This window comes from Carboxylicivirga agarovorans, assembly GCF_050589845.1.
Taxonomy (GTDB): domain Bacteria; phylum Bacteroidota; class Bacteroidia; order Bacteroidales; family Marinilabiliaceae; genus Carboxylicivirga; species Carboxylicivirga agarovorans.
Genome location: NZ_JBNGPA010000036.1, coordinates 21,656 through 37,189, shown reverse-complemented (window position 1 = coordinate 37,189; position 15,534 = coordinate 21,656). Strand labels below are relative to the sequence as shown.

The window sequence follows — 15,534 nt, the reverse complement described above, 5'->3', positions numbered from 1 at the left end:
AAAAAGAATATTGCAATGAAAACAATGATAAAATATATATGGTCAGCACTTGTCGCAATGAACTTTATGGCATGCGATAGTTACCTCGACCTTAATCCGAAAGATTCCATTGTGGATGAAGATGCGTTTCAATCCATAGAAGATGTGCAGGATGGAATGATTGGGGTGTATGCGTCTTTGAACGGGCATACAATAGTGGCTGTCTCTTCCCGTGCGAGTGATGATGTGCGATTATCTGAACAAAACCGTGGGCAGGGTATCGCCATTCACAACTGGGAGTTTACAGCTAATGTTGGTGAGTTTTACAGCATGTGGCGCGACATGTATCATACCATTGACCGTGCCAACCGTATGCTGGAAGTTGCGCAGCGTTTTGATGTGGAAGATGCGCGTATCAGGCAGGTAATAGGTGAGTGTTACTTTATGCGCGCTTATTGTCATTTTGAATTAATGAGGGGATTTGCCAATAACTATGATGCATCTGATGTATTGGGTGTTCCTTATATGTTAGAATCAACCATTGGTAATCCTGAGCGTATTTCACAAGCAGATGTTTATCAGTATGTAAAGTCCGATCTGCAACAGGCCATTGCCTTGATGGGAGATGAATTCCGAAGTAATAACGCCAATAAAATTGCAGCCAATGCTTTGATGGCTCGCGTGGCATTGTACCAAAAGGATTATGATGCAGCTATAGCTTTTGCATCTGATGTAATTGATGATTCAGGGATGCGTTTGGCCGAATTAAATGAGGTGGCTGATATTTGGAATGACGCTTTTGAAACAGAAGAGAAAACAGAGGTGATATTTAAGCTTTCGCGGGTTGAGGGATCACCAGCTTTAGGAAATATTTTTAACGATCCGTCAAACGGCGAGTTGTATTTCTCGCCAAGTAATGATCTGCAAAATCAATATACCTCTGATGATGTGAGAGCGAATATCTATTTTGGCGTCAATACACAAAACAATCCAGCCATATTTAAACATGATGGTAAGGGAGTAGGGCCGAACATTGTCGACTTGAAGGCTCTGCGTTTATCAGAAATGTTTTTAATAAGGGCTGAGGCTCATATCATGAATAATAACCTGGTTGGTGGAGCTGGAGATCTCAATATTCTTCGCAGCAAACGTTTGACTATGCCTGTGGCAGCTCCTGATGATAATCAGGAAACAGCGTTGGCTTTTTTGCAGGAAGAGCGTCGCAGGGAAATGGCATATGAAGGACACCGTTACATCGACTTGAAAAGGTGGGGTCTGGGTATTAAGCGATTGCCTGAAGATAGTGAGCTGGCATCAGGCATTGAGCTGGAGGCTGGTGATTATCGTTTTGTTTTTCCGGTGCCTCAGAACGAAATGTTTGCCAACGATAATATGGAACAGAATAAGGGATATAACTAACAGAATAAAAATGAAACAGATAATATATAATTCAATTGCATTTATATTATTAGTGCTGGCAGGTGCATGTACAGATCAGGAGGATCATCTGTTTAATGACAAGGATGCCTTCTTTGCCTTTAGCACTAATAAAGACAGAATACTTGAAAGTGAGGTTGAACCTTTATTGGTACCTGTTTATATCGCCAGTTCAATGCCGGGTGGACAGGTAAGTTTTGAGGTTGATATTGAAGGAATCGAGAATGCCGCCATTGAAGGAGTGGATTTTGAAATAGTTAATTCTTCCAGGAATCTAATTTACGCAGAGTCACTGACTGAGTACATCAGCATATTACCAATTGATAATGATGAAATGGATGGTTCCAAGACTTTTCGCTTAAAATTGATAAGCTCAGAAACAGGCCACAAGGTTGGCATGACAGATGGTGTTGGTACTATTGCTGAAATTACTATTGGAGATGACGAACATCCACTAATAGACTTTTTTGGAACGTTTGACTTATATGAAACGACCATTGAAGAGGGACATCCATCCTATGAATATGAAGTGACGATTTCAGGGCATGAAGATGCTGATAAGGCTGTTCTGACTGGTTTATGGGCTGAGAATCAGGACCTGGTTTTGCAGTTTGATTACGATAACGGAACTGTTAAAATAATGCGCGATCAGCAATTGTTCGGAGTAAACTATGCCGGGTTATCACTTAATCTGGCTGTTCTGGGCTGGGACTGGGCCGACCAAAGTGCAGGGTTGGTCAATTTGTATCCGGAAACCTATGGAACCTTTAATACGGAAACGGGCATTATAGAGTTTCCGAAAGGCTATTTATTACAAATTAAAGCTCCGGCAGAATACGCAGGTGCTCTGTTTGCAGCAGGTATTCAGGATTATTGTATCATGACTAAACAAGCTGAATAGATATTTCATAATAGATTCATAGTCGTAAAAGAGAGTTGCTTTCGGGTGACTCTCTTTTTTTGTCTGTTAAATATGATAAAATCATGGAGGATCTATCAATTTATATAAAAAACCATAGTGCTGTTTTTTTATTGAATATCTCAAATTTAATGCTTTGTCAATGTTCAGTTAGTCAGGTAGAAATGTGTTGTTAAAAATTACTTGTATAGGTGTTTTAACCGCTGAAAAAAAACAGTGAAAGTTGTTGATAGGTGTATTTATTAATTGTCGCTGACAGAGCTTATAGATTTGTTGCATCATTTATTTAAATCTATTTGTTATGAAAAAACTATTACTTCTTTTAACAACTGTTTTTTTTGCCAGCAGTTTATTTGCTCAGGTGGTAATTTGCGATTTTGAAACCACCTTAAAATATGGACCTGTAACAATTGGAGGCAGTGGATTGCAAACAACCAGCCTTGTAGCTAATCCCTCGCCTGATGCCATTAATTCATCAGCTACAGTTTTAAAAGTAAATGCCAATGCCATTGGAACGAATGGAGGCAATAAAATTGATGCCATAATGTTTCAATTGCCTGAAGGAGTATCATTTAAAGCAAACGATTATTCTGCGGTTAAGGTAAATATTTATGTGACAGGCGGTACACCTGCTACGGTTCTTAAGCCCAGAGGTAAAGCCGGCGTATGGAATTCAGATAATGTAAGCTCTCCTAATCCGGGTACATGGATCGGTGTAGTTAAAAACAGGTTTGATGGTGAAGATGGTTTAGCTACTAATAAAAGTGGCTGGATGGAATGCTATTTTGATATCTCAGCTAAAACGCAAACTGATGATTATGACGCTTTTCAAATCCAGGTAGACTGGAATGATGAAAGAGCAGAGGATTTGGAAATATATTTTGATGATTTCGTATTGGTCAATGAAATTCCTACCGGCATAGAGGATGAAATTCGTCAATCATCAAAAGTCTATTATAACAACGGGATCGTTAATGTATTGAGCGATGCCCGGGTAAGCGAAATAGGTATTATCGATCTAACAGGTAAATTGGTTAAAAAGATCAAAGGAAATGATTTGACACAGTTATCAGTTACTGAATTACCAACAGGTATTTACATTGTTAAGGTGGTTGCCGGTGGCATTGTGATGACTGAAAAGGTTATGAAAAATTAAAAGATACATAATAATTCAAAGGAAGGGCTTATCTTACGATAGCCCTTTTGTTTTAAAATATAGAGGGATTCTGATATGAAAAGAGCTTTGTTAATTATAGTTGGATTGGTGATTTTGTTGGCTTCAAGTGCTCAAAAACCCAATGTTCTTTTGATAATGGCAGATGATCATGCCAATCGAACCATAAGTGCATACGGAGACGGTATTAATCAGACACCGAATATTGACAGAATCGCTGATGAGGGAGCTATATTTTTTAATAGCTACTGTGCAAATTCCATTTGTCAGCCTAGCAGAGCTGCCATATTAACCGGTAAACACAGTCATAAAAATGGCGTATATGGTAATGGTTCGACTTATGATAATACTCAGCAGCAATTGCCCCGTATATTGCAAAATAACGGGTACATTACCGCTGTTATAGGTAAGTGGCATTTAAAGGGAGAGAACCCGGGCGATGCATTTTCTTATTGGAATATACTGACCGAAGGAGGGGGACAGGGATATTATTATAATCCCACGTTTAAGTCTCATACGGGAAGCACACAGCAGGTTGAAGGCTATTCAACCGATGTGATCACCGATCAGTCATTAAGTTGGCTGGATGATAATAAGAATTCTCCATTTTGCTTAATGGTTCATTATAAGGCACCACATGTAACGCGTATGCCAATGATCAGAAACCTTGAATTATACGAAGGAGAAACAATACCTGAGCCAGGCACGCTATACGATGATTATAGCACGAGGGAGAAGTATGCTTCTTCTGCGGTTAATCGTTTGCGTAGCGATATTGAAACAACAGCTTATAATTATTTTCCTAAATACGGAACATATGATCTGTCGGATTATAAATTGCTGGAACGAATGACGCCAGAGCAGCGCGAGGCCTATCATGCTTACTACGATGCTGCCAATGAGGATTATGATACCAAGGTTGCAAATGGAACAGTTGTTCCGGGAGCACAAAGTGGAAAAAGTTACGCCTATCAGCGTTTTATAAAGGACTATTTAAAGGTAGTGGCAGGTGTTGATCAGAATGTTAAACGTATTCTCGATTATCTTGATACAAATGGCTTGACTGAAAACACCATTGTCATCTACTGTGGCGATCAAAGCTACTTTACAGGTCAGCATGGTTATTACGAGAAGCGTTTTATTTACGAAGATGGAATGAAAATGCCTTTACTGATGCGTTTCCCTAATAACATTGAGGCAGCGACAGAAGTGAATGAGATGGTTCAGAACATTGACTTTGCACCTACCATTCTCGATTACCTCAGTATTCAAATTCCTGATGATATGCAGGGAGAATCATTCAAGCCGGTGTTGGAAGGCAATGTGCCGGCTGACTGGCGTGATGCCGTTTATTATCACTATTACGATCACGGTAAGCATGGCGTGCCTCGTCACGAAGGGATCAGAAGCCATCGGTTTAAGCTTATCAATTTCTACACCGACGATGCCTGGGAGTTATATGATTTGGAAAATGATCCGGATGAAGTGAATAACGTTTATTCCCAGGGCGAATATGCTGATGTGGTAAAAGATTTAAAATTGGAACTGGCTGTCTTAAAGCAGCAGTATGAAGTTCCGGGTGCCGAGCTCATGGCCGAAGATTTTGAAGGTGGCCCCTATAAAAGCAGTTTGGCTAAATTGGATTGGAAATTGCTGGCTAGTGCCGGATCGAGTTACAGGGTGGTTAACAATCCCATGCAGGATGCAACTAATGCATCAGACAAAACAGGTAAGTTGATTCGCGATGGTGCCAACACACAAACTACACTTTCTGTCAATCTTGAGAATCAGTATTGGGATTTGATGCTTAGTAGGTATTTATCACTTAAAGTCCGTTCAAACTTTAATAGTGATATACAAATTGTATTGTCTAAAGATGGAAGTGGGCAATTTATAAAATCAAAAAACATTAGTGGTAATAATGAGTGGACTGAACTAAGGTTTGATTTTTCTGATATCCCATATAGTAAACTTCAAAATACCTTTAATCAACTGGATATTGTTTTGGCTTCATCAAATCCGGGTGAAGATGGAATTATTTGGTTTGATGACCTGCTTTTTGAAGATAACCTTTCAACAGATATGGAGCGCTTACCAAGTGACGAAACGGTTTTATATCCCAATCCAACTGATGGATTACTCTACATCGGAGGAGAAAAGACAGTCAATGAAGTAGAAGTATTTGCCTTAAATGGAGCCATTGTAGCAACACAAAGTGGTAGTAATATATCTAAGGTGTCATTAAACGGCCTTAAGAAAGGAACCTACCTGGTCAGATTAAGAAATGGTAAGGAAACTTCATACATCGGGAAAATAGTAAAGAATTGATCATACACTTTTATCCCGGTATATAATAATTAAGGATGCTTCTTACAGGCATCCTTTTTTTATTTTTATTTGTTTTATAATTGAAGTATATAGACCCTACATTGGAAAGAGGCTTTAATCTGGGTATTTGAAAGATGTAATAAATGATAGTATTTTAAGTAGCACTGTAATAATATGATAGGTATTTAACTGTAACTAATGTATGGGTAATGTGTGATTCAAATATCAAAGAAAATTTACGAAATGAAAGCTCTGCTGTAGTCGGTTTTTACATCTGCATGCAGGGGTGAAAATATATTTGCTGTACAAAGTCTGAAAAAGGAAAATATTACCTGAATCAGACAGGAGATACAGTAACTAATAGAAAATTCAGTTTTATGAAAAATGTAAAGGGAAGGTTTCGGAGGGGAAGGAATTACCTGCTAATAGCCTTGGTGTTCTTTATAGCGGCCTGCACAACTTTTCTGGATGATGAAAAGTATACAGGCTTACCTCATTCATTGCGCTATATGCCAGTGGACTCATATCGCATAGGTGATGACTATGTATCTGCAACACCAACAGTGATGGGAGGAGAAAATGCAGTCTTTGAAATCGCATCCGTTGAAGGGCCATCACCTGATGAGGTGTTGAATGCTTCATTTGCGATTGATGCACAAAATGGAAATATCAATATTAAAGAGTATTGTCAATTACTACCAGGCGATTATTCATTGGATATTCAGGTGACTAATCCAGCCGGTACAGAAGTGTTTGCTGACGTTTTTAATTTCTCGGCCGTTCAGGTTGCTCCTGACAAACTAAGGTATATTCCATCGCTGTATTCCTTTTACAGCACTGCAACAGGGGATATGACGGCTGCTGCCAGTGTTAACGGAGGTGGTCCTTACGTTTTCACAATGGATGATCCGTTAAATTATTTCACAATAAATGAGCTGACAGGTGAGATAACAAAAGAAGCAATAGTTGAAATAGGTGATGATGATAAGCTTCTGCAAACTTTTGATGTTAGTGTTTCCAATGAAATGGGGACCCATACAGAATCCAAAGCAGTAACAATAGAGATAATTGGTGCCAATGTTGGAAAAGTGGCTTATAACGCCGAGTATAATAGTCCCAATGCGGTAAATTTAGGCCTTGTCAACAGCACTGCTTCTACTTTCGCAGGTACATATTCAGCGACCGTCAATGGTGAAGAGTATACCACGGAGCTCAGCCAAAGCATTAATGGCCCTGTTTATAAAGGTAACCGACATACCAATACCTGGCATGCCACCAGCGTTCCTGTGGTAATGGATGTCAGCGGTAATGGTGAGCAAGAGAATAGTTTATTTCTAAGTTTTAAAACCTCAACCAATACTACCGAATGCGTTTCAATCGTTGTTAGTGATCCGATTGATCTGAATAATGCCCAAAGTGCTTATGCTGAAATTGTAGCATATAAGCGTTATATAGATAATGATTTTAACCAGCAATTTGCTCTTTTGGTTTGTGATGATGAGCAATATAACAGCGACGATGCTTTTGCTACCGAATGGACAGTAATGAGTGAGAATATTGCACCGGGCATGTTACCATATTCTAATCCGATCAGTGAATCAAAGTTAACAGAAGGGGGTACACAAGCTTTTAATATACCAGGTGAGTTGACAGGTAAAAAGGTGCGTCTGGCACTTAAGGCTGTTCACCTGAACCCTGAACTTGGGAAGATTGGTAGAGAAGCCTTTGTATACAAATGGCAGGTAAGAGCGATGTACTAATTAATTTTTGCGAAGATGATGAATATTATAAAATATAAGAGAGAAGCGTTCTTTCTGGCTATTGTTTTGAGCTTGTTTTTGGGTAGCGCTAATCTGTTTGCACAAGCACAATTTAAAAAGCTGAATGGAACAGTGGTTGAAGAAAGCACAGGTGAGCCTATGCCTGGTGTGACAATCAGAATTAAGGGCCGTACCGAAGGAACGATCAGTGACTATGAAGGTAAATTCACTATAAGGGTTAAGGAAAGTGACGTACTCATCTTTTCATTTATCGGGATGGTTACGCAGGAAATCCCTGTTGGTGTTAATCAGCGCCTTAAAGTTGCCATGGTAAGTGACCTTGAAGAGCTGGATGAAATTGTTGTTACAGGTTATGGAACTACAAAAGCGAAAGATGTAACCGGTTCTATAAAATCCATAAAACTCAATGAAATTGACGATAACGCTTCTCCGTCCGTAGATGAGATGCTACAGGGACGTCTTGCAGGAGTAAGGCTTAATAAAGCCGACGGTGCTCCGGGACAGGCAATGGTATTTGAGATAAGGGGAAGCAATTCCATCACCGGTAACTCTGATCCATTATATATCGTTGACGGATTCCCAATTGATGATCCAAGCTATATTACCACCATTGCTCCGGAAGACATTGAGCGAATCGACATCCTTAAAGATGCATCAGCTACTGCCATTTATGGATCCAGAGGTTCAAATGGTGTGGTTATCATCAGTACGAAAAGTGGAGTTGATGATTCAAAAACAAGGGTAAATGTTAATGTTCAGCAAGGAGTTAGCGTAATACCGGAAGAAAGACGTTTGGATGTTTTATCGCCCTATGAATTTGTTTCTCTGCAACAGGAACAGGGAAATACGGCCTATGGAGACCCGGAATTATACAAGGGTGTAAAAGGTACCAACTGGCAGGATGAGATATTTAAACCAGGTAATTTCAGCCGTGTCAATGCATCTATGCAGGCAGGTAATGATTTAACACGCCTGTTCAGTTCTTTTGGCTATGTTAATGAAGACGGAACCATGCTTAATACAGGTTTTGAGCGATTTACAGGACGTTTAAAGGTTGACCATAAAATAAGTAAGAAGTTTGAGCTTGGTATCAATGCCGCTTATACAAATACCGAATATACAGGTATGAAAATTTCAACCTCGTCGGTTAGTGCCATTAAAAGTGCCATTATGTTTCGACCAGTGTTGCCCTTAGATAATGGATCATCGGAAGATGAAGAAGATGATTACAACGCTGGTTATTTTCCTCCTGATCAAACGCTTGAAAATACCGATCGTTCTGAGCCCCGTGATGTGGTTCAGGTTAATACATACTTAAACTATAAGCTTGCTAAAAACCTGAAGTTCAGAACTACTTTTGGTTATACCTACGATAACAAGCAGATCAAAACGTTCTATAATGAAGGAACAAACCAGGCTGACAGGGGAACAGATGGGATAAATGGCAGTGTGAAGCAAATTCAACGCCGTTCGTGGATCAATGAGAATACCCTGACCTATAATCTGGTTAAGGATAATCATAAGTTGAATGTACTGGGAGGTTTTACCCTACAGGATACCAAAATTTATGAAACCTATATGAAGAGTAACCATTTTCCTTTTGATGATTTTGGCTGGAATGATTTTGGTTTGGGAATCAGTCCCCAGGTTTCACAAAGTAATTTTTTGAATACACGCCTGATGTCAGGTTTGGCTCGTGTTAATTATACCTTTCGGGATAAATATTTACTTACCGCATCAATGCGTGCCGATGGGTCCTCTAAATTCCCAAGTCATAACCAATTTGGATACTTTCCATCATTTGCCCTGGCCTGGAGAGCCATTGAAGAGCCTTTTATTCAGAATCTGAATGTATTCTCAAATCTGAAAGTAAAAGGTGGCTATGGTACAACAGGTAATAATCGTATTGGTAATTTCGACTCCCTGGTGACACTGGGAAGTGGTAACGGATACTATTTCGGAAATTCCTATAGTCCGGCCATCTACCAGGAGAAATTGGCGAACACCAATCTAAAATGGGAAACGACACAACAATATAATGTTGGATTGGAAATGGGCTTTCTTAAAAACCGGATTATTCTCGAAACGGAAGGCTATTATAAATTAACGGATGACCTATTACTGGATGCCTTAGTGCCTCCGTCAGCTGGTTTTACAGGAGTGAAGGAAAACCGGGGCAGTATCACCAATTATGGAGTGGAAATAACTTTGCAGACGGTAAATGTGCACACCAGGAACTTCAAGTGGACAACCAATTTTAATATTTCATTTAACCGCAATGAGGTTAGTAAGCTAAGTGTTGGTGAAGATGAACGTCTATATAATCCTAATGTTGGGGGAATCTTTTCTGAAGAAAATATATATGGTTTGTTTGTTAACGAACCGGTTGGTGTAATGTATGGCTACCGAATGGAAGGTATATACCAGGTCGATGATTTTATTCATAACTCTGAAACAGGCGAATACATGCTAAAAGAGGGGGTGACCAAACTTGATTACACAGCCGGGAAACTGGGGCCGGGAATGCCTAAGTACGCTGATTTGGACAATAACGGTATTGTTGATGAAAATGACCGAGAGATAATAGGTGATCCTAATCCGATTCATCATGGAGGCTTGCACAATAGCTTCGAATACAAGGGCTTTGATTTAGGAGTATTGCTTACCTGGTCATATGGTAATGAAATATTCAATGGTAACAGGGCTGTTTTTGGAGTTCCGGGTGCCCAAAGAAATCGTAACTACCTGGGTGAGGTAGCTAACAGGTGGACACCTCAGAATCCGATCGAATATGGTGTATGGGCTGCTCCTTCAGGAAATAATAGCTACATACCGGTTTATAGCGGAAAAATGATGAGTGATTTCTGGGTTGAGGATGGGTCCTATCTGCGCATTAAAAACATAGCCCTGGGTTACTCATTACCTAAACACTTGGTACGAAAGCTGAATGTAAGCAATATAAGGCTTTCAGCCAGTGTTGATAACCTCTTCGTCTTTACGAAATATTCTGGTTACGATCCTGAAGTATCTGTGAAAAACGAAGCGCTGAACAGGGGTATTGATTATTCAGCATATCCAAAAGGACGCTCATATACCCTGGGACTGAATGTGGTATTCTAATGATGAAAGAAAATTTAAGCATATGAAACGGACTTGTAATACGATTTATCCAATACAATAATTAGGAATAATTGGTCTTTCAGGTGAGTTTCTTATGACAAATGAAATAAAATACAAGCATATGAAAATACAGTTCAAAATATATACAATACTGATATCAGTGCTCATAAGCGGTCTTACATCCTGTGAATTTCTGGATATTGAACCGGCCAATGAGTTTGAGCGCAGTGACTATTACCAGGATAAGAACCAGGCAGAAATGGCATTGGCTGGGATTTATAGTAAGATGGCAGAATCCTATAAAGAGCATTTATCCATATGGCTCAATGCCGGTACCGATGAATTTCTTCATAGTAAACTAGCAAGTAGTACAAGAGGGAGTGAAATTTCGAAGTTCAATTACAATGCGTTTAATACCGATATTAAGAAAATTTGGACGCAGTCTTATACGCTTATCTCACGTGCCAATGATTTGATTTATAACCTTGAGGGTAGGGATACAATAGCCGGTCTGAGCTTTGAACAACGGCAGGGAATGATTGGAGAAGGCCTCACTTTACGTGCTTTCGCTTATTTAAACCTTGTACGTATGTTTGAGCTTGTACCGCTTCGTACCTTACCATTCGTTGATATAGCAGAAGATAATGGTGACCTGCACCTTGAAAGTCAGGAGGCGAATGTAGTCTACAACCAGATCATAGCTGATCTGAACGCTGCCACAGGCATGTTACCGGAGGAAGCTCAAGCTTATGGACGTCTGACCAAATATGTGGCTCATGGTTTATTGGCCCGAACTTATCTTCATTTGGCCGGTAACAGGATTAATGGAGGTGACGTTGGCATTGAAGAGTGTCACAACCAAGTGATCAAACATTGTGATAAAATTATCGCCAGTGGTCAACATTCATTATTGGATAATTATAGTGATGTTTTTCTGAATCAGATACAACAGGTAGCAGATAGTCGTGAGGTAATGTGGGAAGTATCGTTTAAATATACAACAGAGCGCGACCTGGGAGGTTATATTGGTAACTACAACGGTCCTAAAGTGGAAGGTGAAGTTAATGATGACCCTGAATCGAATCCATTGGTCTATGCAACGGCAACGCTCAATCAGCTTTATGGTGATGATTTTGAGTCAATGCCAGTTGATAATCCGGATGAACGTCACGCCTGGAATATAGTTCCTTACAACATTAAATACCAGGATGGAGAATACTCTTTTCCTGCTGATATCGGCAATAAGTTACGCTGGTATGGAGGTAAATGGCGACGTGTGCAAAAGGTAGTATCCGGGACTAATGACGCTGGCGAAGCAATGTACAGTGCCTTGGTATTGGAGAGTGGTGCTATTAATAAGTGGCGCACCTCTATTAACTTTCCTTTATTGCGTTATGCAGATGTATTGTTAATGAAAGCCGAATCGGTTAACCATTTATACGGACCAACACTTGATGCACTTGACAATGTTAATGCTGTAAGGTTAAGGGCTGGAGCCGTTACTGTTCAGGAATTACTAGCCGGTCAGGCTTTGGCACTCACACAAGATCAATTGTTTGAAGTGATAAAAGATGAACGTAGTCGCGAACTTTGTTATGAGGGAATCCGTCGCTTTGACCTGGTACGGTGGGGAATCCTGATTCAAGCGATGCAGGAGCAAAACATCCTAATGGTAAATCACCCTGACTATGACGCATCAAAGGATGAATACCTGACTTATCCGGGAGATGCTGTTGAAGAACGTCATAATGTGTTTCCTATACCAAATGATGAGATCACATTAAACAAGAATGTTAAACAGCACCCACTTTGGTAGGACTTAAACTTAAAAAGATGACACGATATATATTATCACTTTTAATGATCTTCAGTCTTTGGGCATGCTCTGAAGATAAAGAAGTACTGGAGTTAAATGCAGCTCCTTCCTTATTGGATTATCAAAACTATCTTCCATCAGTGCTTAAAGGACAAGCCTGGGTCTCAGGTGAACCTATTGTGCGGGGAGAAGGAAAAATGACTTATAAACTCAAAGGCGTTACATATCTCAATGAAGTTCTGGAAGAACATGGTTTCACCATGGATGACAATGGAATAATATCATTAGCAGAAGGCAATATCCTGGAAACAGGAAGTTATTCCTTATCTGTCGAGGCGAGCAATACCTATGGTTCGATCATAAATGAACAGGCCATCAAGCTTGAGGTTGTTGAAGAAATGTTACCTGTTATTATGGTCCATACGCCATCAGGTACCAATGAAGTTGAATTATTGATCAACCCTGCCGGCTTGCCGGTCGATGCTGACGGAACATTGCTGGATGGCTTATTACCCGATGTAAGTCTTTCCTTTACAAATTTGAATATCGGTGAAATACTGATGAGCCCCGGAGATGTTTTTACATTTGGTCGTCAATCAGATTATGTGACAGATGGAGATAGTAATACAGGGGTTATTGAAATGGTCGGACCCTTCGAACAGGGAACCTATACCTTAGTATTTAATGGTACTGTAAGTAAGCCCGAGCCAGTCACTCTTCATGTGCATGTAAGTAAGCTAAATCTGCCGTATGATGAAAGCATCTTCGAACTGGATTTATCACAGGAGCAAACAGGCCCGCATAACGATGTGCCGGAACTTTTGATTGCTGGTCTTCAAACAAGCCTTGTATATGGTGAATTAAAAAGTGGTAAAGCATTCTGGAATGTACAGGCGGATAAGAATCATCCTGATGATACATTTGATACCACACCCATATTACGCTGGCTACCATTCAATGCTGCAACAGGATATGATAATGCTACCGCCAATAAATCACAATCCATTGCGGTTGTAAATGATGCAATTGATGTTTCTAAGGCATTGGAATTGCGAATTGATGCTTCGTTTCTTGCTAACAAGGCAGCCGAACTGACATCAGGCCTGCTGCGTTGCGATGTACGTGTCTGCTCCGAAGAAGATTACCAGGCTATGTTGGCTTTATCTTCACAAAGTGAAAAGCAAGCTGCTGTGAGCAACTGGAATGTGGTGGCCAGTTCATTTGGAACGAGCCCTTCAGCCGGGACTGATGACAATACAGGCTATGGCTATTTTGAATTATCAGCTGTAATAGATAAGGCAGAACTGCCGGAAAGTACTTCAAATCAAATTCGTGTCCTGTATCATATGGTAGCTGATAAAGACGGCCCTAATCCCGGTTACCTGGCTATTCAAAGTTTAACGATTGAGGGAACGTTTCGCGATAATCAATAATTAATGAAATTATGAAGAATAGAATCCTAATTATATTGTCGCTAATACTGAGCATTTCAATTGTAAAGGCTCAGAATGAACCGCTTAATATACTGCTTTTTACAGCTGATGACCTGGGCTATGAAGCAAGTGGTACTTTTGGAAGAGATATTCCGGACCTGACACCTAACCTGGATAAGTTTGCCCACGAAGGAGTGCGTTTTGAACAAGCACATACCAACACACCAATATGCATGCCCAGCCGTAGTATTATGGCGACGGGTTTGTATGGAGTGTCAAGTGGGATGATGGGTTTTATGCACATGAAAAAGAAAGTGCCGACCACTATGCAAACCTTTCAGGATAATGGTTATCTCACAGGCATTTTGGGAAAAGTCAATCACTCAACTCCCGATATGAAGTTTGAATGGGACTTTGTTCATGATTATGGAGAACTGGGTGCGGGAAGAAGTCCATCGAAATATGCAGCATTTAGCGCTGAATTTTTTGAGCGTTGCAAAGCAGAAAACAAGCCTTTCTACTTTATGGTTAATTCCCACGATCCGCATCGCCCGTTTTTTGATCCTGAAAAGAAGATGAAAAAGGGTGAGGAACACCCTTCAAAATTATATTCGCCGGATGAAGTGGAAGTACCAGGTTACCTGCCAGACATAGCACAAGTGCGTTATGAATTGGCGTGTTATTATAACTCTGTACGCAGACTGGATGATACGTTTAATGCAGTTATAAAGGCTTTAAGGAAAGCGGGGCTCTATGAAAACACAATGATCGTTTTCTTATCAGACAATGGTTCAGCCTTTCCATTTGCAAAAGCTAATGCTTATGTGGCTAGTACTAAAACCCCTTTTTACATTCATCATCCATCAATGAAAGCAGGTCACAAGGATGATGTGCATATGGTTGCCGAGGTTGATTTATTTGCCACTTTTCTTGATGCTACCGGTATAAAAATTAAAGAAGAGACTGATGGTAAGTCTTTAATGCCTTTGATAAAAGGAAAGAAGCAGAAAGGCTGGGATTATCACTTTGGTGAAATTGATTATAAAATCGGGGGTAAAGCGACTCCTATGCGTTCAGTGGATAATAAGCGATTCCGCTACATTTTTAATCCGTGGCACATGACCGGCTACCGTTATGCGAACTCCAATGAGGGCGATATTCTCAAAACGATAGAAAACAATGAAGAATACAGTGCCTGCCATAATTGGGCAGAGTTTTACCGTCATCGTGCTCCGGAAGAATTATATGATGTTGTAAATGATCCCGATGCAACAAACAACCTGATAGATGATCCAAGGTATCAAAGAGAGCTGCTTGAGCTGCAAAAAGTGCTTCGTAACTGGATGGTTGATAAGAAGGATCCGGCGCTTGTGATGTTTGATAACCGAACAGATGCTCAAAAGGTTACTGAGTTATGGCAAAATGAATTTCCAGCTAAACGCAGTTTAATGCCCGAAGCGCAATTAGAAGAGATCAGGCAAAAGGCTGAACTTAAAAAGAAGAAGCGCAATGCTGAAAAACAAAAAAAGAAGCATTAAACATCAAAT

At 40.1% G+C, this 15,534-nt stretch carries 9 protein-coding genes; all 9 read left to right on the top strand.

Annotated elements, in window-relative coordinates; translation table 11 throughout:
* Nucleotides 1-15 precede the first annotated feature (15 nt).
* The 9 genes from ACRD69_RS21675 (at nt 16) to ACRD69_RS21635 (ending at nt 15,525) form a co-directional block, all read left to right on the top strand.
* The gene (locus ACRD69_RS21675; protein WP_430817245.1) at nt 16-1,398 is read left to right on the top strand and encodes a RagB/SusD family nutrient uptake outer membrane protein; all 1,383 of its coding nucleotides are present in this window, start codon (nt 16-18) and stop codon (nt 1,396-1,398) included.
* Nucleotides 1,399-1,408: 10 nt separating this feature from the next.
* The gene (locus ACRD69_RS21670) at nt 1,409-2,317 is read left to right on the top strand and encodes a hypothetical protein (protein WP_430817244.1); all 909 of its coding nucleotides are present in this window, start codon (nt 1,409-1,411) and stop codon (nt 2,315-2,317) included.
* 319 nt (nt 2,318-2,636) lie between these two features.
* Nucleotides 2,637-3,491: a T9SS type A sorting domain-containing protein gene (locus ACRD69_RS21665; protein ID WP_430817243.1), complete on the top strand. Its 855-nt coding sequence runs from the start codon at nt 2,637-2,639 to the stop codon at nt 3,489-3,491.
* Nucleotides 3,492-3,566: 75 nt separating this feature from the next.
* A complete protein-coding gene (locus ACRD69_RS21660; RefSeq protein WP_430817242.1) occupies nt 3,567-5,837 on the top strand; it encodes a sulfatase/phosphatase domain-containing protein in 2,271 nt (756 codons plus the stop codon).
* 377 nt (nt 5,838-6,214) lie between these two features.
* The gene (locus ACRD69_RS21655) at nt 6,215-7,597 is read left to right on the top strand and encodes a hypothetical protein (protein WP_430817241.1); all 1,383 of its coding nucleotides are present in this window, start codon (nt 6,215-6,217) and stop codon (nt 7,595-7,597) included.
* A gap of 15 nt (nt 7,598-7,612) precedes the next feature.
* Entirely contained in the window at nt 7,613-10,738 is a 3,126-nt protein-coding gene (locus tag ACRD69_RS21650) for a SusC/RagA family TonB-linked outer membrane protein (protein WP_430817240.1), read from the top strand.
* Nucleotides 10,739-10,859: 121 nt separating this feature from the next.
* The gene (locus ACRD69_RS21645; RefSeq protein ID WP_430817239.1) at nt 10,860-12,554 is read left to right on the top strand and encodes a RagB/SusD family nutrient uptake outer membrane protein; all 1,695 of its coding nucleotides are present in this window, start codon (nt 10,860-10,862) and stop codon (nt 12,552-12,554) included.
* A 17-nt stretch (nt 12,555-12,571) separates the two neighbouring features.
* On the top strand, nt 12,572-13,987 hold the full coding sequence (locus tag ACRD69_RS21640) for a hypothetical protein (RefSeq protein ID WP_430817238.1): 1,416 nt from the start codon (nt 12,572-12,574) through the stop codon (nt 13,985-13,987).
* A gap of 11 nt (nt 13,988-13,998) precedes the next feature.
* Nucleotides 13,999-15,525 carry a sulfatase-like hydrolase/transferase gene (locus ACRD69_RS21635; protein WP_430817237.1) on the top strand — a complete coding sequence of 509 codons (1,527 nt, stop codon included), beginning with the start codon at nt 13,999-14,001 and terminating at the stop codon, nt 15,523-15,525.
* Nucleotides 15,526-15,534 lie beyond the last annotated feature (9 nt).